Consider the following 23,579-nt stretch of genomic DNA (forward strand, 5'->3'; position numbering starts at 1 on the left):
GGTCCCGCATACGCTGAACCGGGGAGAGAGCATCCCCGACCGTCCAGGTTCCACAGGAGCACACCCATGTACTTCACCGACCGCGGCATCGAGGAGCTGGCACAGCGGCGCGGCGAGGAGGAGATCACCTTCGAGTGGCTCTCCGAGCAGCTGCGGACCTTCGTCGACCTCAACCCGGACTTCGAGGTCCCCGTCGAGCGGCTGGCGACCTGGCTGGCGCGGCTGGACGACGAGGACGACTGACACGGCCGGCGGCGGGTGGCGGTGCCGCCCGGCGCGGCGGGCCCTTGACTTCCCATCACCACGATATATCGTGTCTTCCGAGACGCGATATGTCGTCGCATGCCGAGACAGGGGAGGCCGCCGTGCCAGGCCGGTCCGAATGGTCCGTCGACGAGCCGCGCAGGCTCGACTTCGACGAGGACCTCCACACACTGCGGGTCCGCGTCCTCAACGGGACGGTCAACGTCGTCGGCACCGGCGACCCGGCCGCCCGGCTGGAGGTCGGCGCCCTCGACGGTCCCCCGCTGCGGGTCGTCCTGGAGGGCGGCGTCCTCACCGTCGCGTACGACGACCTGCCCTGGCAGGGCTTCCTCACCCTGCTCGACCGCGCGAGCCGGCGGCACCGGGCCGACGTGTCGCTCGCCGTGCCGGCCGGAATCCGGGTCGAGGTGGGGGTCGTCGGGGCCGACGCGGTGATCACCGGCGTCGAGGGCGGTACGGAGGTGCGCGCGATCACCGGCTGCGTCACCCTGGTGGGCCTGGCCGGCCCGGTGCGGGCCGACACCGTCTCCGGTCCCGTCGAGACCCAGGGGGTCACCGGCGGTCTGCGGTTCAACTCCGTCTCCGGCGATCTGACCGTCCTCGACGGGGGCGGCGCCCCGGTCCGGGCCGACTCGGTCGGCGGCGACATGGTGGTGGACCTCGGTCCGGCCCGGCGGGAACGGCCCGCGGACATCCGGCTCAACTCCGTCTCCGGCCAGATCGCCGTACGGCTGCCGCACCCGGCCGACACCGTGGTGGAGGCGGGCACCGCCGGAGGTGCCGTGTCCTGCGCCTTCGAGGAGCTGCGGGTCTCCGGGCAGTGGGGCGCCAAGCGGATCACGGGCACCCTCGGAGCGGGGGCCGGACGGCTGCGGGCCACCACCGTCTCCGGTTCGATAGCCCTGCTGCGCCGCCCGGCCGCGGACGACGGGGAGTCCGCTCCCCCCGGCGGCTCCGGTGTTCCCGCCCGGCCCCGGGGCACCGGCCCCGCGGACCAGGACTCCCTGCGTAAGGACGTGTGACCATGCCCCCCGTCTTCGCCCACGGCCGACTGCGCCTGTACCTGCTGAAGCTGCTCGACGAGGCGCCGCGCCACGGTTACGAGGTGATCCGGCTGCTGGAGGAGCGCTTCCAGGGGCTGTACGCCCCCTCCGCCGGCACGGTCTACCCCCGGCTGGCCAAGCTGGAGGCCGAGGGCCTGGTCAGCCACACCACCGAGGGCGGCCGCAAGGTCTACTCCCTCACCGACGCCGGCCGCGCCGAGCTCGCCGGCCGGCAAGGCGAGCTGACCGAGCTGGAGCGGGAGATCCGCGAGTCCCTGGCCGCCCTGGCCGCCGACATCCGGGAGGACGTCAGCGACGCGGCCGGCGATCTGCGCCGCGAGGTGCGCGAGGCCGCGGAGCGGAACCGCAGCACTCCGGCCGGGGGCGGGGAGGGCTGGGACACCGCCGGCTGGGAGAGCGCCTGGGAGAACGTGTGGGAGGCCGCACGGGGGACGGCCCGGGGCGACAAGGACGCGCTCCGGACGGTGCAGGAGGAGATGCGGCGGGCCCGGGAGCAGTGGCAGGAGCAGGCCCGGCGGGCCCGGCAGGAGGCCCAGCAGGCCCGGCACCAGGCGCGCAAGGCCCGTCAGGCGCGGGACGCGGCCCGGGAGGAGGCCCTGCGGATCGCCCGCCAGGTCCAGCAGGAGGTGCAGTCGCAGGCCCAGCGGGGTGACTGGCAGGGCGCGGTGCGCACGGGGATGTCCGAGCTGGCCCGGCATCTGGGCGGTCTGGGCGGGCCCCTGGGCGGACCGGGCGGAGGCGCCGGTCACGGCACGTCCCGGTCGCCCTCCGGGAAGGCGGAGGAAGCCGGGGCCCCGGCACCGGAGTGGGCCGAGGAGCCCGCCGACCCGCCCCGGGATCCGGCGCGCGAGCTGGAGAGGCTGCTGGACCGCTTCCGCGACGACGTGCGGGACGCGGCGCGCGACCACGGGGTGAGCCAGGAGCAGCTGGGCGAGGTCCGCCGCCGGCTGTCCGCGGCGGCGGTCCACGTCGTCGCCGTGCTCCGGGACGCCGGGCCCCCGTCCCCGGAGCGGTGACCGGGGCGTGACCGCGGGGCGGCGCGGCCCGGTCCGGTCCCGGCAGGGCCGGACGGGCCGCGCCGCCGGCGCGTCAGCGCGTCAGCGCGTCAGCGCGTCAGGACGACCTTGCCGAAGATGTCCCCCGCCGCCATCTTCTCGAAGCCCTCGCGGGCCCGCTCCAGCGGCAGCACGGAGTCGACCACCGGGCGGACGCCCTTGGCCGCGCAGAAGTTCAGCAGCCCGGCCAGCTCCTCCTTGGAGCCCATGGTGGAGCCGACGACCTTCAGTTCCAGGAAGAAGATCCGGTTCAGCTCGCCGGAGGGCGGGGTGACCCCGCTGGTCGCTCCCGAGATCACCAGTGTGCCGCCGCGCCTGAGCGACTTCACCGAGTGGGACCAGGTGGCCGCGCCCACCGTCTCGATCACCGCGTCCACCCGGTGCGGCAGCCGCGCCCCGCTCTCGAGGGCGGCCTCGGCGCCCAGTTCCTCGGCCCGCCGGCGCTTGGCCGCGTCACGGCTGGTGGCGAAGACCCGCAGCCCCGCCGCCGCGCCCAGCACGATGGCCGCCGTGGCCACCCCGCCGCCCGCGCCCTGCACCAGGACCGAGTCGCCGGGGCGCACCCCGGCGTTGGTGAAGAGCATCCGGTAGGCGGTCAGCCAGGCCGTCGGCAGGCAGGCGGCCTCCTCGAAGGAGAGCTCCTTCGGCTTGGGCAGGACGTTCCACTGCGGTACGGCCACCCGCTCGGCGAAGGTGCCCTGGTACTTCTCGGTGAGGATCGAGGGCTGCTCGCGCGGCCCGACGCCGTGCCCGGTCGCCCCGATCACCGGGTAGAGGACGACCTCGTTGCCGTCGGCGTCCACCCCGGCGGCGTCGCAGCCCAGGATCATGGGCAGCGACTCCTCGCCCAGACCGACACCGCGCAGGGACCACAGGTCGTGGTGGTTGAGGGAGGCCGCCCTGACGTCGATGGCCGTCCACCCCGGCGGAACCTCCGGTTCCGGACGTTCGCCCAGCTCCAGTCCGTTCAGTGGCTGATCGCGGTCGACGCGCGCGGCATAGGCAGCAAACATGTTCCGACCCTAGGCCGAGCGGCAGCCCGGCGAAACCGAATACCGGTGTGACACTCGCCGCTGACCAGGGCGGAAGTACTGCGGCGGTGCGGCCCGCCACCAGTACGCCGGCTCTCGGAACCAGTCGCTCCGGGAGCGCCTGCCACGGCTCACCGGCAATGGCTCAATCCGGACGTTTTGATCCCCTGACTCGGAAACCCGGCGGGCTCCGCACCGAACTCGGCGGCCGTACGGCCTTCTCCGGGCACCGCCGAGGGACCGACAGGAACGAAGGAGTACCGGATGAGGACACGTGCGCTGTGGACCGCGGGGGTAGCGCTCGCCTGCACGATCAGCATGATGGGCGGCCCCGCCCGGGCACAGACGCCGGCGCCGGCCGACACGACCCAGTTCTGCAGTCTTCCCAAGGGCGCGGCGGGCATGGCCTGCTTCTACTCCGACGGCGACCGGTTCTCGGTGGCGGACCTGCTCGCGGACGGACTGCGGGTGGGCGTCATCTGGGAACTCCACGGCGGCCCCCAGGACGGGCGGACGGGAGAGTGCCAGGACGCCGACGGAGCCGACAACGGCAACACCTGGTGCGACTACGACTTCCCGGAGGGAAGCGCCCACGCCGTGGAGTTCGTGACCGTGGCGCGCGACGGCGCGAACGGCGAGCCCCAGGCGCACGGCGACCCGATCGTCGCCTACGTCTCCGGACGCTGAACGTCTCCGCGTCGGCGGCCGCGGCCCGCCGGGGAACCGACGGGCCGCGGCCGCACGCTCACAGGACCTTCGACAGGAACGCCTTCGTCCGTTCGTGCCGCGGATCGGTCAGCACCTCGCGCGGACGACCGGCCTCGACGACCACACCGTCGTCCATGAAGACCAGCGAGTCGCCGACCTCCCGGGCGAAGCCCATCTCATGGGTGACGACGATCATCGTCATGCCGTCCTCGGCCAGACCCCGCATGACGTCGAGCACCTCGCCGACCAGTTCCGGGTCGAGCGCCGAGGTGGGCTCGTCGAACAGCATCAGCTTGGGCTCCATCGCCAGCGCCCGGGCGATGGCGACCCGCTGCTGCTGGCCGCCGGAGAGCTGGGAGGGGTAGTGGCCGGTGCGGTCGCCCAGCCCGACGCGGTCCAGCAGTTTCAGCGCCCGCTCCCGGGCCACCGCCTTGGCCTCCCCCTTGACCTGGACCGGCGCCTCCATGACGTTCTCCACCGCGGTCATGTGCGGGAAGAGGTTGAAGCGCTGGAAGACCATGCCGATGTCCCGGCGCTGGGCGGCGACCTCGCGCTCCCTGAGCTCGTAGAGCCTGTCGCCCTTCTGCCGGTAGCCGACGAGCCGGCCGTCGACCCACAGCCGGCCGGCGCTGATCTTCTCCAGGTGGTTGATGCACCGCAGGAAGGTGGACTTCCCCGAGCCGGACGGGCCGACCAGGCAGAAGACCTCGCCGGGCGCGACCTCCAGATCGATGCCCTTGAGGATGTGGGAGTGGCCGAAGGACTTGTGGACGCCCTCCGCCTTCACCATGGGGACCGCCGAGGTGGTCATATCGTCCTCCCTCCCACCTGGCTCGGCGTGCGGAACGAGGTGAGGTTGGTCCTCACCCGCTGCCACGGAGTGGGCGGCAGGCTGCGGGAGGAACCGCGCTGGAAGTGGCGCTCCAGGTAGTACTGGCCGATGCTGAAGACCGTGGTGAGGACCAGGTACCAGACGGTCGCCACCATCAGCAGTTCGATCACCGCGAGATTGCGCGAGTAGATCCTGTTCGACGCCAGGAGCAGCTCGGAGTACTGGATGATGTAGGCCAGCGACGAGGTCTTGAGCATGTTGATGAACTCGTTGCCGGTCGGCGGGATGATGACCCGCATGGCCTGCGGCAGCACGATGCGCCGCATCGTGCGGGAGCCGGTCATGCCGAGTGCGTGGGCCGCCTCGGTCTGCCCGTGGTCCACCGACTGGATGCCGGCACGGCTGATCTCGGCCATGTAGGCGGCCTCGTTCAGGCCCAGCCCCAGCAACGCCGCGAGGAACGGCGTCATGAAGTCTTCCATCTCGTCTTTGTAGAAACCGAGGTTCACGGTGTCGAAGACGAAGCTGAGGTTGTACCAGAGGAGTAGCTGCACCAGGACGGGCGTACCGCGGAAGAACCAGATGTAGGCCCAGGCGACGGACGACATCACCGGGTTCATCGACAGCCGCATCACCGCCAGGACCGTGCCGAGCACCACGCCCAGGAGCATGGCGAGCACGGTGATCCACAGAGTGTTGCGGGCACCCTCGATGATCGTGTCGTGGGTGAGGTACTGCCCCACCGTGGCCCAGCGGATCTCGGCCTCGGCGAACGCCTTCACCACCAGGCCGAGCAGGACGAGCACGACCGCGGCGCTGATCCAGCGGCCGTAGTGGCGTACCGGGATGGCCTTGACGGCCTCGGGCGGTACCGGCGGGCTCTTGGTCACCGGTACCGGCCCGTCCGGCCCGCCGGGGTCCTTGGTGAGGGACGCCGCCGGGACGGGGACCTTGCCTTCGGTGTCTTCGGGGTCGGACACGGATGCTTACCTTCGTTCGGACTGCTGCGGGACGATGCGGTCCGGACGGCTCACTCGCCGCCGTTGATGGTGGCCTCTTCGACCCCGGCCTCGACGACCTCCCACTTCTCCAGCACCTTCCGGTACTCGCCGTTGTCGATGATCGCGTCGAGGGCCGCCTTGATGGCGTCGCGCAGCTCGGTGTCCTCCTTGCTCACGGCGATGCCGTAGGGCGCGGCGTTGATCTGGTCGCCGACGACCTCGAAGTCGTCGCCGCCGCCGGAGGTCTTGGCGTTGTACGCGGCGACCGGGTAGTCGTTGATGTCCGCGACCGCGCGTCCCTGCTTGACCTGGAGCAGCGCCTCGGTGTCCTTGTCGAAGGCGAGGATCTCGATGGGCTTGTCGCACTTCTCGCTCTGCGTTTCGGCGAGCTCCTCGTTCGCCGTGCCGCGCTGGAGGGCGACGGTCCTGCCGCACAGGTCGTCCAGGGACTCGATGCCCTCGGGGTTGCCCTTCTTGACCAGGATCGCGGAGCCGGCCCGGAAGTAGTCGACGAAGTCGACGCCCTTGCCGACCTTGTTGCCCTCGTCGTCCAGGCCCTCCTGGCGCTGCTTGGTGTCGGTCATCGCCGACATGATGATGTCGTGGCGGTCCGAGTTCAGGCCGATGATCAGTCCGTCGAAGGTGCCGTTGCTGAACTCGAACTCGACGCCGAGCTGCTTCTCCAGGGCATCGGCCAGGTCGGGGTCTATGCCGGTGATCTGGTCGTTCTCGTCGTAGAACTCGACCGGCGCGTAGGCGATGTCCGAGCCGACCTTGATGACGCCCGCCTTCCGGATGTCCGCGGGCAGCTTGTCGTGCAGCGGGGCGGCGTTCGCGCTCTCGGACTTCTTGCCGCCGTCGCCGTCGCCGCCGCCGTCGGTCTGGTCCCCGCAGGCGGTGAGCAGCAGGGAGCCCGCGACCACGACGGCTCCGACCGCGGCCAGGCGCCGGCGGGCCGACGGCCTCGGAGACCCTCCCGCCGTGGACAGGGAGCGGTTGGTACGTGCGGTCATGGGTGGTCCTCCTGCGGGGTGAGTGGAGTAGCCGGTCGGCCGGACGCGCCCCGGAGGACGGTCCCGGTCCTGTGCGATGAAGCGCATCCTGCCATCCGGACACCGGGAGCCATGACGCCGACCGTGTCAAAATCGGGTAACGGGCCACCGAAGACGATCGTTTTCGGACGGCGACTCACCCACTTGCTTGCTCGTATGAGCGGAATGGCGCGCGGAACGAGAGTTCTGTCACTCTCCTCCCCTCCCCCTCGCCGTGTCTTTACCGCCCCTTTGCCGCTTTCCTGCCGCGCCGAGCGGGCCGTCGGCCGGAATACGGCCGTTCTGCCCGGAAACAGGCGTTTCGACCGGCTGCCCCCGGGGGCAGCCGGAGTGGGACACGGCGGCCGGGAGGATGCGAAAGCCACTCGTACCGGCGGGACTCATCCGGTAGAAAGTGCGGTTACACCCCTCACCCGGGGACCAGGGCGCGTGTGCGGCGCGCCCGGCGTCCGTACCCCGCCCCGACGGCGGCCCCATCCGCCGGACGGGCCGCGGACGCGGTGCCCGCCCGCTCCTCGACCAGGAAGCGGCCACCCTCGACAGAATCAGCGACAAAGGGGTTGAACACAGTGGCAGCGGAGATCGTCAATTCCGGGAGCGACCTGGACGACGGCGTCGACGCGAGCATCGATCCGGCCTTCGCCCTGCACCGCGGCGGCAAGATGGCGGTCCGGGCGACCGTGCCGGTGCGGAACGCGGACGACCTTTCCCTGGCCTACACACCGGGTGTGGCGAAGGTGTGCAGCGCCATCGCCGAACAGCCGGAGCTGGTCCACGACTACACCTGGAAGTCACAGACGGTCGCGGTCGTCACCGACGGCAGCGCGGTGCTGGGCCTGGGCGACATCGGCCCGGAGGCCTCCCTGCCGGTGATGGAGGGCAAGGCCATCCTCTTCAAGCAGTTCGGCGGCGTGGACGCGGTCCCGATCGCGCTGGACTGCCGGGAGATCGACGAGATCGTGGACACCGTCGTCCGGCTCGCGCCCTCCTTCGGCGGCATCAACCTGGAGGACATCTCCGCGCCCCGCTGCTTCGAGATCGAGCGCCGGCTCCAGGAGCGCGTGGACATCCCGGTCTTCCACGACGACCAGCACGGCACGGCCGTCGTCACCCTCGCCGCGCTGCGCAACGCCGCCCGGCTGCGCGGGGTCGCGCTCGGCGAGCTGCGCGCGGTCGTCTCGGGCGCCGGCGCGGCCGGGGTCGCCATCGCCAGGATCCTGGTGGAGGCGGGCATCGGCGATGTGACGGTCTGCGACCGCCGGGGCATCGTCTCCGCCGACCGCGCGGAACTCACCGACGTCAAGCGGGAGGTGGCCGGCTTCACCAACCGGGCCGGACTGAGCGGCTCGCTGGGGGACGCGCTGGTCGGCGCGGACGTCTTCATCGGCGTCAGCGGCGGTACGGTCCCCGAGGCCGCCGTCGCGCGGATGGCGAAGGGCGCGTTCGTCTTCGCCATGGCCAACCCCACCCCGGAGATCCACCCGGACGTGGCCCGCCGGTACGCCTCGGTGGTCGCCACCGGCCGCAGCGACTACCCGAACCAGATCAACAACGTCCTCGCCTTCCCCGGCATCTTCGCGGGCGCCCTGCAGGTGCGGGCCGCGCGGATCACCGAGGGCATGAAGCTGGCCGCCGCCGAGGCGCTGGCCGCGGTGGTGGCCGACGAGCTGAGCGAGGAGTGCGTGATCCCCTCGCCGTTCGACGAGCGGGTCGCCCCGGCGGTCACCGCCGCCGTCGCCGCGGCGGCCCGCGCCGAGGGCGTCGCCCGGCGCTGAGCGCCGGCTGCCGGGCCGTGGGGGGGGGGGCGGGGCGGCCGGCCCGCACCACCCCGCAGCCGTACGCCGCCCCGGTGCGGTGACGCCGGTCGCCCCGGCGTCACCGCACCACCGCGTCACCGCAGGGCGAGCACCATCGCGTCGGACGGGGAGGCCCACACCGTCCGCGCCTCGGCGAAGCCCGCCGCCCGCAGCGCCTCGGCGTGCCAGGCCGCGGACTGCACGTCGCCGTCGGAGTGGTCCCCCGCCCGCGGATCGCCGATGACGCGGAAACGCTCGGCGACCGGCTCCGCCAGCACCGGGTCGGCCGCGGCCATCGCCCACCAGTCCGCCCAGTCCTGGACACCCGCGGCCTTCTCGCGCTCGCGGCGGGCCCGGTGGAAGGCGTCCACCGCCTCGTTGATCCGGGGCGTGGCCCCGTCGGGCATGTGGTCGGCGTTGAGGAGGATCCCGCCCTCCCGCACCACACCCGCGAGCTGCCCGTACAGCGTCCGCAGCTCGTCGGTGCGCAGCCAGTGCAGCGCGGTGGAGGTGAGCACGGCGTCGTACGCGCGGTGCGGCAGTTCGTCCCGCCACCGCGGGTCGCGCAGGTCGGCCCGGACGAACTCCACCCGGGAGTCGGCGGCGAAGTAGCCGCGCGCGATGGTCAGCAGGGCCGGGTCGAGGTCGATTCCGGTGCCGGTGGCCTTCGGGAACCGGCGCAGGAGGCGGTCGGAGACGCTGCCCGTGCCGCACGCCAGGTCCAGCACCCTCGGCGCGGGGCCCACCAGCGCCTCGACCGAGTCGAGCATCACCCGGAACCGCTCCTCGCGGTCGGGCAGGTAGCTCTCCTGCTGCCGGTCCCAGGTGGTCTGCCAGTGCCGCCAGTCCGTGGATACGCCGGTGTCCGTCTCACTCACGGCAACCTCCTGCGCCATCGAGAAGTAATAGGCTGATTCCTTCAAGGGCTCTTACCCGGTCCCGGCATGACCCTAGGACGATCTCGTAAGGACCACAAGTGGAACTGAGCCATTACTCAGACTTCGCCGTGCGGCTGGTCAACACCGAGCAGCCCCGGCGCGGCGAGGACACGCTCACCTCGGTCGAGGCCGTACGCGCCCTCTTCGGCCCCGGACAGACCGCCGCCCGGCGCGCCACCGAGGCCGACGTGACCCGGCTGCGGAACGTCCGCACCCGGCTGCGGGCGGTCTTCACGGCGGCCTCCGAGGGCGACGAGGTCAGGGCCGTGGGCCTGCTCAACGCCCTGCTGATGGAGTTCCCCGCCAGCCCGCAGATCTCCGGTCACGACCACCTGGACGACCGGGGCCGGCCGCGCTGGCACCTGCACCTGGCCGACCACCCCGCCAACGCCACCGCCGGCTACACGGCCACCGCCTGCATGGGGCTGGCCTTCCACCTCACCGAGCTGGGCGTGGAGCGGCTGGGCATCTGCCAGGCCGACCCCTGCCGCAACGCCTATCTGGACACCTCGACCAACCGCTCGCGGCGCTACTGCTCGGACCGCTGCGCCACCCGCGCCAACGTCGCCGCCTACCGCGCCCGCAAACGCCTGGCGGGCAGTGGCCGCACCGACGAGAACACCCAGGCCAGCAACGCGCCGGGGGTCCGCTGAACCAGCCGCGGAGGCCGCAGCCGCACCCAGGCGCGCGCCACCACCAGCTCGTCGGGCACCACCCCGAATTCACGGCTGTCGTTGCGCACGGACGGGTTGTCGCCCCGCACCCACCAGCCGCCCGCACGCCGCGCCACGGCGCGCTTGACGATCAGCAGGTCGTGCTGGAAGGGATGGCGCACCACCACCACGTGACCGGGCCGCACCTCCCCCCCGTAGCGCACCACCAGCAGGTCGCCGGGGACCAGCGTCGGCTCCATCGAGGGGTTGTAGACCTCGGCCAGCCCGATCCGCAGCAGTCCGCGGCCGTCCTGTTCGTCCACCCGCTCCGGCATCCGCGGCACCTCCGGTCCTCGCCTCTACAACTGTCCCCGCACCTGTCCCCGGCCCAGTCTTCCCGGCTGCCGTTCCCGGGTTCCCCCGGGTCCGCCCATGCTTCCTCCGACTTTTGTCCCAAGCCGGTGGGGGCACACGCGAAAAGGCCTCCCGCACGGAGTAACCTCACCCGAGAGAAGACGATCACGAGGAAGGACAGCTCTATGCTCTCCCGCCTGTTCGCCCCGAAGGTGAAGGTCAGCGCGCACTGCGACCTTCCCTGCGGCGTCTACGACCCGGCCCAGGCGCGTATCGAAGCCGAGTCGGTCAAGGCCATCCAGGAGAAGTACCAGGCCAACGACGACCCGCACTACCGGGCCCGTGCGACGTACATCAAGGAGCAGCGGGCCGAGCTCGCCAAGCACCACATCTCGGTGCTGTGGAGCGACTACTTCAAGGCGCCGCACTTCGAGAAGTACCCGCAGCTCCACCAGCTGGTGAACGACGCGCTCAAGGCCGCCTCCGCGGCCAAGGGCTCCACCGACCCGGCGACGGGCCAGAAGCTGCTGGACCTCATCGCCGAGATCGACAAGATCTTCTGGGAGACCAAGAAGGCCTGATCTTGATTCATGCCTTCTGAACTGCGGTTTCCCTGATCGCCCGGTCTTGCTGTCCGCACCCGGTCCGCAGGGCGCCGAGCACGGCGTCCATCACGGACCGGGTGCGGTCCTTCTCCCCCGGTCCTCCTCCTCGGCGGGATTACGTCGTACCGCGCGTCAGGCCGATGCGGTGCCGGCCGGCACCGCCGGGCGCTCCGGCTGGTCGCGGTGGAGGATCGCCAGGAGCGCGAACCAGACCAGGATCATGATGCTCGCCGGGCGCAGGAACTCCTCGCCGAGGACGTTCCCGACGAAGGAGTAGCCGCCGAGCCAGACACCGGTGAGGACGCCGACCGCGCGAACCGGCCAGGAACGGCTGACCAGGGAACTCGCCACGATCCAGACACCGGCGAGGACATGGGCACCGAGGCGGACCGCCCAGGCCGTGTCGTCATCGACTTCGTTGATCACCAGGATGCCGGCGAGTACGTCGGTGACCACCCAGCCGTAGCCCGCGGCCCTGGCCCAGGAGGCCGCCTCCAGGCGCGACACCAGGAAGAGGATCGAGAGGTGGAAGAAGACCCCCACGTATTCTCCCCACGCCACGCCCGGGCTTATGAAGAAGCTGACCATGATCGGGAAGAACAGCACGAGCGGAAGCAGCGCCACGAAGCGCAGACTGGCGTAGTGCCGCCGAGGATCGAGCATCGGGGAAGTCCTTTCACGTGAGTTGCCCGGGCGGCCCGAACAGCACCGGAGAGACCCTGTTGACCCGTCAACAGATGATTCGAGTGGAGCCACCGCGCCGTGGCTGCGGTGGAAACGCGCCTGCGGGACGGGGCCGGGCTGCCGTCATCGCCGGAACCGCCGCGACATCCGGCACCTTCGAGCCGGAACTGAGCGTCCTGGTCCGCCTGTGCGAGTCCCGCGGGAGTCTAGGGCAGGACGATCTTGCCGCCGCCGCCTGACGGACCGGCACCGGCCCCTCCGCCCCGGCCACCGGGTCCGCCGGGACCGGTAAGCGCCCGCCACTCGTCCCGCACCGCATCCCATCGCCCCGGATAACCGCAGTTCAGATACGGTGCGCCGTCCCAGCGTCCCAGATCGCCGGAATCGCGTTGACGCGTCCGGCGGGCCCGTGACACACATGTCTCGTCGGCCCAGCGGACTCGGGGGAGCGCTGAGCCGGCCACGGCGAAGCGGCGCATGTCCGGACTCCGTCCCCACGGGGGAGTACGGGGGATCACGAATGAGACGGTGATCCGGACGGCCGCGGGCATTCCGGCGGATGCCCGCGGCCCCCGGGTGCGTCCGCTTCCCGTCGGGCCCGTCCCTGGCCCCGCCCTCCCCGATACGATGGCTCCGTCATCGGGCGGACCCGCGTCTCGGGGGAGGGCCAGGGATGGGCCACGATGGAACCTCGGAACTGGCAGCCGCGCTGCGCGATCTGAAGGGACGCACGGGACACAGCTTCGAGACGCTGGCGACGCGGACCGGGATCAGCCGTTCCGCACTGCACCGCTACTGCTCCGGCAAGTCGGTTCCAGCCGTTTTCGGGACCGTGGAGCGCTTCGCCAAACGGTGCGGGGCGGACCGGGACGAACTGGTCGAACTCCACCGGCTGTGGGTGCTGGCCACCGAGTCGTCCGGGCCCCCCTCGCCGGAGCCGCGGCCGGAACGGCGCCCGGAGCCGGTGGCGGCCCCGGTCACCACCGCGCCGCCCGCCTCGCTCCCGGCCGCTTCCCCGGCCACGGCCCCCGTCCCGTCGCGGCGGCAGCCGTCGGGACGGGCCCTCGCGGCGTTCCGGCCGTCTGTCCGGCATTGGCCGCGGTTCCTGGCCGGCGCGCTGGCCGCGGCCGTGGTCGGTGCCGTCCTGATCGCGGGGGTGCGCGGTGCCGCGGAAGCCGCGGACGACGAGCGGCTGCTGCTCTCGGACGCCTGCCCGGACACGGTCGGCCAGGGGCAGCAGGGCGAGTGCGTACGGGAGGTCCAGCGCCTGATCGCCGGGGCCGGCGGGAGAACGGCGGCCGACGGGCGTTTCGTGGGGGACACCCGGCGCGCGGTGCTGGCCTTCCAGGCGCTGGCCGGGGTGCGGCCCAACGGCGTCGTCGACCAGGCGACCAAACGGGCGCTGTACGAGGGCGGGGTGTCCCTCGCCACCTGGGACAGGGACCGGGTCACGGACCACATCCGGAAGGTCTTCACCGAGGATCCGGAGGCGGCGGTGCGGACGGCCGAGTGCCGGTCGCTGCTGGACCCGCACTATGTGCTCTCCCACCCCGACACCTCGCGCACCTGGGGCGTCTTCCAGATCTCCGAGGAGCGGCTGCGGAAGATGGGCGCCACCCCCGCGGACGCGCTGGATCCGAAGTGGAACATCGAGACGGCCCACCGGCTGTGGGGCGGGGGGGACTCCGGCCGCCGGCCGCGCTGCCTGGTCTCGCTGGAGCCGGGCCCCCGTTTCGGCGACGGCTGAATCCGGCCATCCGCCACCGCCGTGCCGCTCGGTGTTCCTACGATGTACGCGTCGTGATCAGGGCGACCACAGGTGTGGAGGTCTGGGGCAATGCGGGACGGTCGGGGCGAGGCCCGTGTCGAGGAGTTCGCCTCGGCTCTGCGCGAGTTGAAGGGACGTACCCCACACAGTTACGAGACGCTGGCCGCCCGGCTGGACATCAGCCGTTCCGCGCTGCACCGCTACTGCTCCGGAAAGGCGGTCCCCCCGGACTTCGGCACGGTGGAACTGCTGGCCCGGCAGTGCGGGGCGGGCCGGGACGAGCTGACGGAGCTGCACCGGTTGTGGACCCTGGCCTCCGAGCCTCCTTCCCCGCACCCGGAACGAGCCCCGGACCCGGAATCGGAACCGGAGCCGCAGCCGGTGTCCGGCCCCGGGGACACCGGAGCTGTCGGGTACGCCGGGGACACCGGGGACACCGGGGAGGAGCCCAACGCGGCCACGGCGGCGTCCCGGCCCCGCCGCGGGCTGTGGATCGTCGCCGCCGTCGTCGTGGCCGCCGTGATCGCCGCCACCCTGGCGTGGGCCTCGTTCGGCGACGGGAAGGACGGGGCGGCGGCGGACGACCGGCTGCTGTTCTCCGCGGAGTGCCGGGACCCGGTCCACATCGGCCAGGAGGACGAGTGCGTACGGGAGGTCCAGCAGCTGCTGTCCGACGCCGGGGCGACTATCGGGATCGACGGCATCTTCGGCCCGGAGACCCTGCGCCGGGTGGAGGCCTTCCAGGTGCGGGCGGGCCTGGCGGTGGACGGGATCGTCGGTGACGACACCAAGCGGGCGCTGTACGCGGGAAAGGTGTCGATGACCACCTGGGACGAGAAGCGGGTCACCGACCGCATCCGGAAGGTCTTCGCCGAGGACCCGGAGACGGCGGTCCGGATCGCCCGCTGCCAGTCCCGTCTCGACCCGCTGTACGTCCTCCCCAACGTCGACGGCAGCCGGAACTGGGGCGTCTTCCAGATCTCCGACGCACGGCTCCGTGATCTGCGCGGCACCCCCGCGCAGGCCCTGGACCCGGAGTGGAACATCAGGGCGGCCCACCGGCTGTGGTCCCAGAAGGAGGACTTCAGCCACTGGCCGCACTGCCTCTCCGCCATCGTCGGCGACGGCGAAGGCGACAAGGACGGCCGGGAGAAGGGCGCGGAGAAGGACGGGAAGGGCGGCCGGGACGAGGCGGAGGCCGGGCAGGACCGGGGCACCGAAGCCCCCTGACCGCGCCGCCCTCTCCCGGGTGTGTCAGGCCAGCGGCCCGCAGCGACGGTCTTCCGCTGCGGGCCGCTGGCCCGACCGTCCGGTCAGGCCGCCGGAACGAGCCGGGCGGCGAGCTGGGCACGCCCGAAGAGCAGGGCGTAGCCGGGCGGGAGCCGGTCGATGATCCGGTCCAGCAGGTCGTCGCCGGCCAGCTCGGCGACGACGCTCAGCACCGAGCTGACGTCCCAGCGGGCGGTCGCCGGGGTGGCTCCCTCGATGCGCGCCGCGACACTGTCGACGAACTGCGCACCGCTCATCGCCTTGGTGACCTGGAGCTGGTCGGTCAGCACGCGCGTGCCCTCCTGGGGCAGGCGGACGGCCAGCTCCGTGCGCTCCTGTCCGGTGAGATGGCCTCCCAGAGCCGAGAGCACGATCCGCGCGACGCGCTCGGCCTCTCTGACCGTCGGGTACTGCCCCCGCTCACGTACCTTCGCCACGAACTCGCTCCACCGCATGTTCCATCTCCCCTTCCGTACTGCTGGTACCGGTGAGGTGGTCGGTACGGCCGTCACTCACTGCTCTGCCCTGCCGGGGTCGACCGGTCATACGGCACTGAGTGCACTGCCTCGCACCCATCTGTATAACCCAAGCCAAGAAAACTTGACAACATCCGACTCACGGCAGCGCAGCCACCTCATGTCAGCCCTGATCCGGGGGAAGCACGTCAACGGGCGTCCACAGACCGGGGCGTACACCATGTGCCCCGTAAAAACGCTTTCATACGGGCCGGAAATCAACATTCGCGAAGACGCACCGGAGCGTCCGCGCCGCCCCGGGAACGCCCGCCGGGTGACGGCACGCCCGCCGGTGCCGGCCCGGCGACGTTCCCCCTCCCGCACCGCGGTAATCCGGTACAGCCGGTCCGGGACGGCGGGAGGAACCCCGGGCCCACCGGGCACGCTCCGGGCCGGAGACAGACGAAGGACGGCATCCCGTCATGGATGCGCGTCCACTTCGCACATCCCCGCATATCCGTCGAGGATCTCCTGGCCCCCGCTGCCGGCGCGGACAGCCGGAACCGCCGTCCCCGACCGCCCGCACGGTCACAACCGCAACTCCACGAACGGCCCGCGGGCAGACGGTGGCGCCCGGGGCACCGCCAGGGGCGCCGGGCGCCACCGCGGCCGGCCCGGCCACCACGGCACGGCGTGCCACCCCGGGAGCGGGAGAATGGCGGGGTGAGCAGCACAGCACCCGGACAGCCCGGACCGACCGGCCCCGCGGCCGCCCTGGCCGCCCTCGGCCCGCGGCTGCCGTCCCCCCTCACCGAGATCGCCAACGAGCGCTTCGCCCGCCACGGCGTACGACTGCTGCTCAAGCGCGACGACCTGATCCACCCGGACCTCGTCGGCAACAAGTGGCGCAAACTGGTGCCGAACCTGCACGCCGCCGTCCGCGCCGGGGAACACACCCTGCTGACCTTCGGCGGCGCGTACTCCAACCATCTGCGCGCCACCGCGGCCGCCGGGCGGCTGCTGGGCCTGGCCACGATCGGGGTGGTACGGGGCGAGGAACTGGCCGGCCGGCCGCTCAACCCCTCCCTGGCCCGCTGCGCCGCGGACGGCATGCGGCTGCACTTCGTGACGCGGGCCGCGTACCGCCGCAGGACCGACCCGGACTGGACCGCGCGGCTGCGCGAGCGCTTCGGCCCCTTCCGCCTCATACCCGAGGGCGGCAGCGACGCCGCGGCCGTACGGGGCGCCGCCGGGCTGGGCCGGGAACTGCGCGGCACGGCCGACGTGGTGGCCGTCGCCTGCGGCACGGGCGGCACGCTCGCCGGGCTCGCCGCCGGACTGGCGGACGGGCAGCGGGCCGTCGGCTTCGCCGTACTGCGCGGCGGCTTCCTCACCAGGGAGGTGGAACGGCTCCAGCACGCCGCCTTCGGCGGACGACGCGGTGACTGGCGGGTGGAGGACCGTTTCCACTGCGGCGGCTTCGCCCGCGTCACCGGCGCGCTGGAGGCGTTCGCGCGGGACTTCCGGCACCGTCACGGACTGCCGGACCTGGACCGCGTGTACGTCGCCAAGGCGCTGTACGGGCTGTCGGTGCTGGCCGGCGAGGGCGCCTTCGCGCCGGGGACGTCGGTGGCCGCGGTGGTCACCGGCTAGCCTTCGGGGGTGATTCGGACAGCAGTGCCCGCGGACGTGCCGGTGATCCACGCCATGATCCGCGAACTGGCGGCGTACGAGCGGTCGTCGGAGCAGGTACGGGCCACCGAGGAGCAGGTGCGCGACGCCCTCTTCGGCGCGGACCCGGCCGTCTTCGCGCTGATCGCCGAGGACGACGGCGGCGAACCGGTCGGCTTCGCCCTGTGGTTCCTGAACTTCTCCACCTGGACCGGCACCCACGGGGTGTACCTGGAGGACCTGTACGTCCGCCCCGCCGCGCGCGGCGCGGGCCACGGCAGGGCGCTGCTGGCCGAACTCGCCCGTGTCTGCGCCGAGCGGGGTTACGAACGGCTCCAGTGGTGGGTACTGAACTGGAACGAGCCGTCCATCGGTTTCTACGAGTCGCTCGGCGCCGAGCCGATGGACGAGTGGACGGTCTACCGGCTGAGCGGCGCGCCGCTGCGGTCCCTCGCCGCCGAGCGGGCCCCGGCCGCGGGAGGCGGCGGAAAGAGCGCGGAGCCCGGAATATCCGGGGCACCCCGGGCGTTGTGACACAGCGTAGTGGGGGCAATTGATTACCGCAGACCCCTAGCCACGGACAGTGTCCATGTGTTTACTATGGGTGACGTTCGTGGGAAGGGTGCCCTCCGCAGCCCGGGCGACAGCATGCCTCGGATCGCGATAGCGTCGCAGTCGAACGATCTGCCGCGCCGGTCCGTTACATCTGTGCCCACAGGACGCCGACCGGCGTTCGCGGCAGTCACCAGCTCGTGCCACCTTGGAGGTGAGGGTGTCCCAGATCGCAGGCGAGCCCGGGACGCAGGACTTCGTCGAGGTCCGGTTGCCCGCAGCGGGCGCCTACCTGTCGGTGCTGCGTACGGCCACCGCCGGTCTCGCGGCCCGCTTGGACTTCACCCTCGACGAAATCGAGGATCTGCGCATCGCCGTCGACGAGGCGTGCGCCATCCTGCTCCAGCAAGCCCTCCCCGGCAGCGTGCTGAGCTGCGTCTTCAGGCTCGTCGGGGACTCTCTGTGGGTGACCGTCTCGGCACCCACCACGGAAGGCCGCGCACCCGAGCGCGACACCTTCGCCTGGACGGTGCTCTCCGCACTGGCCGGCGAGGTCGACTCGGCCGTGGCCGACGATCGCACGGTCAGCATCAGTCTGCACAAGAAGCGCGGCGCCGGTCCAGGGGCGTCGTGACCGACGCACACGGGCCGGTACGGGAAAAGGGGGTCGGGGTGAACGACCTGGAGCACGAAACGCGGACGAGCCGTCACGAGAAGGCGGTCGGTCCGGTCATTCCCGAACAGCAAGCCCGGCCTCATCCAGCCGATCCCCAGCACGGGACGGAGCGGGCGGACGCCGTGGAGGACCATGTCGTGGAGGACCTCCGGGGCGGCGGGTACGACGGGCCCGAGGGCCACGGGAACGGCGCGTCCGGGCACCGGCTGCCGGAGCCGCAGGACCGCGGCGGCGCCCGGGACCTCTTCGTCCGGCTGCGCTCCCTCCCGGACGGCTCCCCCGAGCGGGCCCAGCTGCGCGACACCCTGGTGCGGATGCACCTGCCGCTGGTCGAGCACCTGGCACGGCGCTTCCGCAACCGCGGCGAGCCGCTGGACGACCTGACGCAGGTGGCCACGATCGGCCTGATCAAGTCGGTGGACCGCTTCGACCCGGAGCGCGGTGTGGAGTTCTCCACCTACGCCACCCCGACGGTCGTCGGCGAGATCAAGCGGCACTTCCGCGACAAGGGCTGGGCGGTACGGGTGCCGCGCCGGCTCCAGGAGCTGCGGCTGTCCCTGACCACCGCGACCGCGGAGCTGTCCCAGCAGCACGGGCGCGCCCCGACCGTCCACGAGCTGGCCGAGCGGCTGTCGATCTCCGAGGAGGAGGTCCTGGAGGGGCTGGAGTCGGCCAACGCCTACAGCACGCTCTCCCTGGACGTCCCCGACACCGACGACGAGTCCCCGGCCGTCGCGGACACCCTCGGGGCGGAGGACGACGCCCTGGAGGGCGTGGAGTACCGCGAGTCGCTCAAGCCGCTGCTGGAGGAGCTGCCGCCGCGCGAGAAGAAGATCCTGCTGCTCCGGTTCTTCGGCAACATGACCCAGTCGCAGATCGCGCAGGAGGTCGGGATCTCGCAGATGCACGTGTCGCGGCTGCTGGCCCGTACCCTCGCGCAGCTGCGCGACCGGCTGCTGGTCGAGGAGTAGCCCCGGCCGGCGTCCCGGGCCGGCATGGAGCCATGGGGCCTGGGTGCGCGCCGCGGATCCGCTCAGGCGTCCCGGGGCTCGCGCGGCCCGATGCCCAGTGCCTCGGTGGCCGTCGGGTTGACGACGCAGCCGAGCACGGTCAGCGCGGTCAGCGAGACGAGGGCGCCCAGAGCGAGCCACACCCCGCCGTTCTGTGCCATCTGCCAGCCCGCCGGGACGGCCATGAGCTGCACGATCACCGCCGGGCCGCGGCTCCACCGGCGCCGCAGCCACAGCCCCCGGGCCGCGGCCAGCGGCAGTACGGCCAGCGCCAGCACGGTCACGGCCCCGGTCACGGCCTGGAGGGCGTCGTCCGCGTGCCGGCCGGACAGCAGCAGGACCAGCATGGTGACGCCCAGGCCCGCGACCACCACCCCCTGCAGCGCCACCAGCGCGGCCGCGACGGTGATCCGGGCCGGCCGGGAGGTCCGGAGGACACCGGAAGTACCGGCGGGGCCTGGGGAGGATGCGTCCGTACTCACCCCGCCAGGGTAGCCGGGCGGTCCCGGGCGAGGTCCCGGCCGACCCGGATTTGGGCCGTCCCACCGGCGGCTATGTACGCTGCACCCCATGCGCGCACTCCTCGTGGTAAACCCGGCGGCCACCACCACCAGTGCGCGGACCAGGGACGTGCTCATCCACGCCCTGGCCAGCGATCTCAAGCTGGAGACCGTCACCACCGAGTACCGGGGGCACGCGCGCGACCTCGGCCGGCAGGCGGTCCAGCGCGGGGAGATCGAGCTGGTCATCGTGCTCGGCGGGGACGGCACGGTCAACGAGGTCGTCAACGGACTGCTGCACGCCGGCCCCGACCCCGACGACCTGCCCCGGCTCGCGGTCGTGCCCGGCGGCTCGACCAACGTCTTCGCCCGCGCGCTCGGACTGCCCAACGACGCCGTGGAGGCCACGGGCGCGCTGCTGGACGCGCTCCACGCGGGCGGCGAGCGCACGGTGGGCCTGGGCCTGGCGGCCGGGACGCCGGGGACGGAGGACGCGGAGGTGCCCGCCCGCTGGTTCACCTTCTGCGCGGGGTTCGGCTTCGACGCGGGCGTGGTGGGCCGGGTGGAGCAGAAGCGGGAGCGCGGCAGGCGCTCGACGCACGCGCTCTACATACGCCAGGTGGTGCGGCAGTTCCTGGGGGACCCGCACCGCCGCCGCGGAACGATTACTCTCCGGCGGCCGGACGAGAAGCCGGTCGACGGGCTGGCGCTGTCCATCGTCTGCAACACCGCGCCCTGGACCTATCTGGGCAACAAGCCGGTGTACGCGGCTCCCCGGGCGTCCTTCGACACCGCCCTCGACGTGCTGGGACTGACCCGGCTGACCCCGCCCGCGGTGACCCGCTACGGCACCCAGCTGCTGACTTCCACTCCCGAACGCGGCCCGCACGGCAGGCACGCGGTCTCACTGCACGATCTCACCGACTTCACCTTGGATTCGCAGGTTCCACTGCCGTTTCAGATGGACGGCGACCACCTGGGGCTGCGTACGAGCGTCACGTTCACAGGCGTACGCCGTGCACTGCGTGTGATTGTGTAAGTAGATGTGGTGAAAGTCCTTCCAGTCGAACGTTTAGGCCATACTCCACCCCCTGGAAGTACGGCTGTGACCTAGTCGACACCAAGGAATCAAAAAAAACTTTCCGGAAGGGGTTGTATCCGCCGCCGAGGTTTGCGAGTCTCTTCATGGCGATCGGGACGGTCGACGCCGACCCCCTTGAGAGCCCCGAATCCACCTCCCCGTTCCCCCTGGGACACGACCCGGTAAATCCGGGCGCTGACCCTTCCCTTGTGGAGGGATTCGTGAAAGCGTTCACATTCACAAGCCATTACCACCAAGCGTAGGAGATGGAGCAGCCATGGACTGGCGTCACAACGCCGTTTGCCGCGAGGAAGACCCCGAGCTCTTCTTCCCCATCGGCAACACCGGTCCTGCGCTGCTGCAGATCGAGGAAGCCAAGGCCGTCTGCCGCCGCTGCCCCGTCATGGAGCAGTGCCTGCAGTGGGCGCTGGAGTCCGGCCAGGACTCCGGCGTCTGGGGTGGCCTCAGCGAGGACGAGCGGCGCGCGATGAAGCGCCGCGCCGCCCGCAACCGGGCGCGCAAGGCCACCGCCTGACGCCCACGCCGCCACCTCTGCTGCCCCCGAACCGCAGCGCGCAGTGCCCAGTGCGCACCGCAGAGACGGTGTCGAGCCCCGGACCGCCACGGTCCGGGGCTCGACGCCTGTCCGGTCCCCTTCCAGTCCGCGCCCGCCCACAGGCCCCGCTCCCCGGCCCGTTCCGGCACCCGCGCCGGGCCGGAAGGGCCCGCCGGGGAGCCGACGGCGTCCCGGAGCCGGGGGGTGGGACCTCCCCCGGAAGCCGCACGCGGCCCGGCCCCGGCCTTCGGCCGAGACGCGCCGCTAGCGCCGCTCCCGTCCCACGGGGATGTCCAGGAGCACCCGGGTGCCTCCCCCGGGTGCCGGAAGCATGTCGAAGGTGCCGCCCAACTCCCCCTCGACCAGAGTCCGCACGATCTGCAGACCCAGGTTTCCCCCCGCCCGGACGTCGAAGCCCTCGGGCAGGCCGCGGCCGTCGTCCTGCACCGTGACCAGCAGCCGCCCCTCCTCGCGCCGCTCTCCCGGGCCCGCCGGCCGGTCGCTCCGGTCGCCGCGGACGGCGTTCACCTCCACCGTGCCCCGCTCCCCCGGCCGGAAGCCGTGTTCCAGGGCGTTCTGCAGCACCTCGGTGAGCGCCATGGACAGCGGGGTGGCCACCTCCGCGACCAGGATGCCGAAGCGGCCCGTGCGGCGCCCGGTGACCGTGCCCGGGGAGATCTCGGCGACCATCGCCAGCACCCGGTCCACGATCTCGTCGAACTCCACGCGCTCGTCCAGGGTCTGGGAGAGCGTCTCGTGCACGATGGCGATCGAGCCCACCCGGCGGACGGCCTCCTCCAGCGCCTCCCGCGCGTTGCCCCCGTTGCCCGTGCCGATCCGCCGGGCCTGGAGGCGCAGCAGGGCGGCGACGGTCTGGAGGTTGTTCTTCACCCGGTGGTGGATCTCCCGGATGGTGGCGTCCTTGGTGATCAGCTCCCGCTCCCGGCGGCGGAGTTCGGTGACGTCGCGCAGCAGGATGAGCGAACCGATCCGGTCGCCCTTCGGTTTCAGCGGGATGGCCCGCAGCTGGACCACACAGCCGTTGCCCTCGATCTCGGTCTCGCGCGGTGCCCAGCCGCTGGCGAGTTTGGCCAGTGACTCGTCCACCGGGCCGCGGGAGGGCGCCAGTTCGGCGGTGGCCTGCCCCAGGTGCAGCCCGACCAGGTCGGCGGCGAGACCCAGCCGGTGGTAGGCGGACAGCGCGTTGGGGCTGGCGTACTGGACGATGCCCTCCGCGTCGAGCCGGATCAGCCCGTCGCCCACCCGCGGGGAGGCGTCCATGTCCACCTGCTGGTCGGGGAAGGGAAACGATCCGGCGGCGATCATCTGCGCGAGGTCCGAGGCGCTCTGCAGATAGGTCAGCTCCAGCCGGCTCGGTGTCCGTACCGTCAGCAGGTTGGTGTTGCGCGCGATGACGCCGAGGACGCGCCCCTCGCGGCGCACGGGGATGGACTCCACCCGCACCGGCACCTCCTCGCGCCACTCGGGATCGCCCTCGCGGACGATCCGGCCCTCGTCGAGCGCGGCGTCCAGCAGCGGACGGCGTCCGCGCGGCACCAGATGGCCGACCATGTCGTCCTGGTAGGAGGTGGGCCCGGTGTTGGGGCGCATCTGCGCGACGGAGACATAGCGCGCCCCGTCCCGGGTGGGGACCCACAGGACCAGGTCGGCGAAGGAGAGGTCGGACAGCAGCTGCCACTCGGAGACCAGCAGGTGCAGCCACTCCAGATCGGAGTCGGTCAGAGCGGTGTGCTGGTGGACGAGGTCGTTCATGGCGGGCACGCCGCCGAGCCTAACCGGCGGACGGCCGGGACGTTTCCGCGGCCTTGCCGTCCGCGCTCGCGTGCGCCCGGGCGCGCTCATGTGCGCAAGAAGTGACGGCAATCGCTCCTGGCATGCCGTCGGCGCGTTCAAGGCATGGACACAGGGCAGGGGGCGGCCCCAGAATGGAGGAGCAGACTTCTGTCCTCCCCGCACAGGAGGGCGGAACGAGACCGGGCGCTC

The 23,579-nt window shown here is 72.2% G+C and carries 25 protein-coding genes; 15 read left to right on the plus strand and 10 right to left on the minus strand.

What is annotated here, in order from left to right; all coding sequences use genetic code 11:
• The first annotated feature begins 66 nt into the window (after positions 1-66).
• The 3 genes from V1L54_RS05215 (at position 67) to V1L54_RS05225 (ending at position 2,344) form a co-directional block, all read left to right on the plus strand.
• Positions 67-243, plus strand: coding sequence for a DUF6104 family protein (locus V1L54_RS05215; RefSeq protein ID WP_330116662.1), 177 nt, complete (start codon positions 67-69; stop codon positions 241-243).
• A gap of 89 nt (positions 244-332) precedes the next feature.
• Complete coding sequence (locus V1L54_RS05220) at positions 333-1,286, plus strand: DUF4097 family beta strand repeat-containing protein (RefSeq protein WP_443076482.1); 954 nt, start codon at positions 333-335, stop codon at positions 1,284-1,286.
• A gap of 2 nt (positions 1,287-1,288) precedes the next feature.
• Positions 1,289-2,344 carry a PadR family transcriptional regulator gene (locus tag V1L54_RS05225; RefSeq protein ID WP_330116739.1) on the plus strand — a complete coding sequence of 352 codons (1,056 nt, stop codon included), beginning with the start codon at positions 1,289-1,291 and terminating at the stop codon, positions 2,342-2,344.
• 89 nt (positions 2,345-2,433) lie between these two features.
• On the opposite strand, the gene V1L54_RS05230 is transcribed toward V1L54_RS05225, so the two are convergent.
• Positions 2,434-3,396: a zinc-binding dehydrogenase gene (locus V1L54_RS05230; protein ID WP_330116664.1), complete on the minus strand. Its 963-nt coding sequence runs from the start codon at positions 3,394-3,396 to the stop codon at positions 2,434-2,436.
• A gap of 282 nt (positions 3,397-3,678) precedes the next feature.
• Here V1L54_RS05230 and V1L54_RS05235 point away from each other — a divergent pair, with 282 nt between their 5' ends.
• Positions 3,679-4,101: a hypothetical protein gene (locus V1L54_RS05235; RefSeq protein WP_330116665.1), complete on the plus strand. Its 423-nt coding sequence runs from the start codon at positions 3,679-3,681 to the stop codon at positions 4,099-4,101.
• 58 nt (positions 4,102-4,159) lie between these two features.
• Here V1L54_RS05235 and V1L54_RS05240 read toward each other — a convergent pair whose 3' ends face one another.
• From V1L54_RS05240 to V1L54_RS05250, 3 genes are read right to left on the minus strand one after another with little or no spacing between them, the layout of a single operon-like run.
• Positions 4,160-4,933: an amino acid ABC transporter ATP-binding protein gene (locus V1L54_RS05240; protein ID WP_330116666.1), complete on the minus strand. Its 774-nt coding sequence runs from the start codon at positions 4,931-4,933 to the stop codon at positions 4,160-4,162.
• Positions 4,930-5,934 carry an amino acid ABC transporter permease gene (locus V1L54_RS05245; RefSeq protein WP_443076483.1) on the minus strand — a complete coding sequence of 335 codons (1,005 nt, stop codon included), beginning with the start codon at positions 5,932-5,934 and terminating at the stop codon, positions 4,930-4,932. The genes V1L54_RS05240 and V1L54_RS05245 overlap by 4 nt, the downstream gene beginning before the upstream one ends.
• A gap of 50 nt (positions 5,935-5,984) precedes the next feature.
• Positions 5,985-6,968 carry an ABC transporter substrate-binding protein gene (locus V1L54_RS05250; RefSeq protein WP_330116667.1) on the minus strand — a complete coding sequence of 328 codons (984 nt, stop codon included), beginning with the start codon at positions 6,966-6,968 and terminating at the stop codon, positions 5,985-5,987.
• 608 nt (positions 6,969-7,576) lie between these two features.
• Here V1L54_RS05250 and V1L54_RS05255 point away from each other — a divergent pair.
• Positions 7,577-8,782: an NAD(P)-dependent malic enzyme gene (locus tag V1L54_RS05255; RefSeq protein ID WP_330116741.1), complete on the plus strand. Its 1,206-nt coding sequence runs from the start codon at positions 7,577-7,579 to the stop codon at positions 8,780-8,782.
• Between the two features lie 116 nt (positions 8,783-8,898).
• Here V1L54_RS05255 and V1L54_RS05260 read toward each other — a convergent pair whose 3' ends face one another.
• A complete protein-coding gene (locus V1L54_RS05260; RefSeq protein WP_330116668.1) occupies positions 8,899-9,699 on the minus strand; it encodes a class I SAM-dependent methyltransferase in 801 nt (266 codons plus the stop codon).
• 80 nt (positions 9,700-9,779) lie between these two features.
• On the opposite strand from V1L54_RS05260, the gene V1L54_RS05265 reads away from it, so the two are divergent.
• Complete coding sequence (locus tag V1L54_RS05265; RefSeq protein WP_330116669.1) at positions 9,780-10,394, plus strand: CGNR zinc finger domain-containing protein; 615 nt, start codon at positions 9,780-9,782, stop codon at positions 10,392-10,394.
• Here the strand turns inward: V1L54_RS05265 and sodX are convergent.
• Positions 10,313-10,729, minus strand: a complete 417-nt coding sequence (sodX, locus tag V1L54_RS05270; protein ID WP_330116670.1) for a nickel-type superoxide dismutase maturation protease — start codon at positions 10,727-10,729, stop codon at positions 10,313-10,315. The two genes, V1L54_RS05265 and sodX, sit on opposite strands and share 82 nt — an antisense overlap.
• 204 nt (positions 10,730-10,933) lie before the next feature.
• On the opposite strand from sodX, the gene sodN reads away from it, so the two are divergent.
• On the plus strand, positions 10,934-11,329 hold the full coding sequence (gene sodN / locus V1L54_RS05275; protein ID WP_100203307.1) for a superoxide dismutase, Ni: 396 nt from the start codon (positions 10,934-10,936) through the stop codon (positions 11,327-11,329).
• A gap of 156 nt (positions 11,330-11,485) precedes the next feature.
• Here the strand turns inward: sodN and V1L54_RS05280 are convergent, their stop codons facing one another.
• Complete coding sequence (locus tag V1L54_RS05280) at positions 11,486-12,016, minus strand: hypothetical protein (protein ID WP_330116671.1); 531 nt, start codon at positions 12,014-12,016, stop codon at positions 11,486-11,488.
• A 694-nt stretch (positions 12,017-12,710) separates the two neighbouring features.
• Here V1L54_RS05280 and V1L54_RS05285 point away from each other — a divergent pair.
• Positions 12,711-13,784 (plus strand): helix-turn-helix domain-containing protein, encoded by a 1,074-nt coding sequence (locus V1L54_RS05285; RefSeq protein WP_330116672.1) that lies wholly within the window; start codon positions 12,711-12,713, stop codon positions 13,782-13,784.
• A gap of 90 nt (positions 13,785-13,874) precedes the next feature.
• On the plus strand, positions 13,875-15,035 hold the full coding sequence (locus tag V1L54_RS05290) for a peptidoglycan-binding protein (protein WP_330116673.1): 1,161 nt from the start codon (positions 13,875-13,877) through the stop codon (positions 15,033-15,035).
• A gap of 83 nt (positions 15,036-15,118) precedes the next feature.
• On the opposite strand, the gene V1L54_RS05295 is transcribed toward V1L54_RS05290, so the two are convergent.
• Entirely contained in the window at positions 15,119-15,511 is a 393-nt protein-coding gene (locus tag V1L54_RS05295) for a DUF2267 domain-containing protein (RefSeq protein ID WP_443076484.1), read from the minus strand.
• A 741-nt stretch (positions 15,512-16,252) separates the two neighbouring features.
• Here V1L54_RS05295 and V1L54_RS05300 point away from each other — a divergent pair.
• From V1L54_RS05300 to V1L54_RS05315, 4 genes are all read left to right on the plus strand, one after another.
• Positions 16,253-17,182: a 1-aminocyclopropane-1-carboxylate deaminase/D-cysteine desulfhydrase gene (locus tag V1L54_RS05300; RefSeq protein WP_330116675.1), complete on the plus strand. Its 930-nt coding sequence runs from the start codon at positions 16,253-16,255 to the stop codon at positions 17,180-17,182.
• A 9-nt stretch (positions 17,183-17,191) separates the two neighbouring features.
• Complete coding sequence (locus V1L54_RS05305; RefSeq protein WP_330116676.1) at positions 17,192-17,734, plus strand: GNAT family N-acetyltransferase; 543 nt, start codon at positions 17,192-17,194, stop codon at positions 17,732-17,734.
• 238 nt (positions 17,735-17,972) lie between these two features.
• Positions 17,973-18,386: an ATP-binding protein gene (locus tag V1L54_RS05310; RefSeq protein WP_100203314.1), complete on the plus strand. Its 414-nt coding sequence runs from the start codon at positions 17,973-17,975 to the stop codon at positions 18,384-18,386.
• Complete coding sequence (locus V1L54_RS05315) at positions 18,383-19,399, plus strand: RNA polymerase sigma factor SigF (RefSeq protein ID WP_443076485.1); 1,017 nt, start codon at positions 18,383-18,385, stop codon at positions 19,397-19,399. The genes V1L54_RS05310 and V1L54_RS05315 overlap by 4 nt, the downstream gene beginning before the upstream one ends.
• A 62-nt stretch (positions 19,400-19,461) precedes the next feature.
• Here V1L54_RS05315 and V1L54_RS05320 read toward each other — a convergent pair whose 3' ends face one another.
• The gene (locus tag V1L54_RS05320; RefSeq protein ID WP_330116677.1) at positions 19,462-19,920 is read right to left on the minus strand and encodes a hypothetical protein; all 459 of its coding nucleotides are present in this window, start codon (positions 19,918-19,920) and stop codon (positions 19,462-19,464) included.
• Between the two features lie 88 nt (positions 19,921-20,008).
• On the opposite strand from V1L54_RS05320, the gene V1L54_RS05325 reads away from it, so the two are divergent.
• On the plus strand, positions 20,009-20,977 hold the full coding sequence (locus V1L54_RS05325; RefSeq protein ID WP_330116678.1) for a diacylglycerol/lipid kinase family protein: 969 nt from the start codon (positions 20,009-20,011) through the stop codon (positions 20,975-20,977).
• Between the two features lie 319 nt (positions 20,978-21,296).
• Positions 21,297-21,554, plus strand: coding sequence for a WhiB family transcriptional regulator (locus tag V1L54_RS05330; protein WP_028427873.1), 258 nt, complete (start codon positions 21,297-21,299; stop codon positions 21,552-21,554).
• Between the two features lie 285 nt (positions 21,555-21,839).
• Here V1L54_RS05330 and V1L54_RS05335 read toward each other — a convergent pair whose 3' ends face one another.
• A complete protein-coding gene (locus tag V1L54_RS05335; protein ID WP_330116743.1) occupies positions 21,840-23,348 on the minus strand; it encodes a GAF domain-containing sensor histidine kinase in 1,509 nt (502 codons plus the stop codon).
• Between the last annotated feature and the right edge of the window lie 231 nt (positions 23,349-23,579).

The organism is Streptomyces rubellus (assembly GCF_036323805.1).
Classification (GTDB): Bacteria; Actinomycetota; Actinomycetes; order Streptomycetales; family Streptomycetaceae; genus Streptomyces.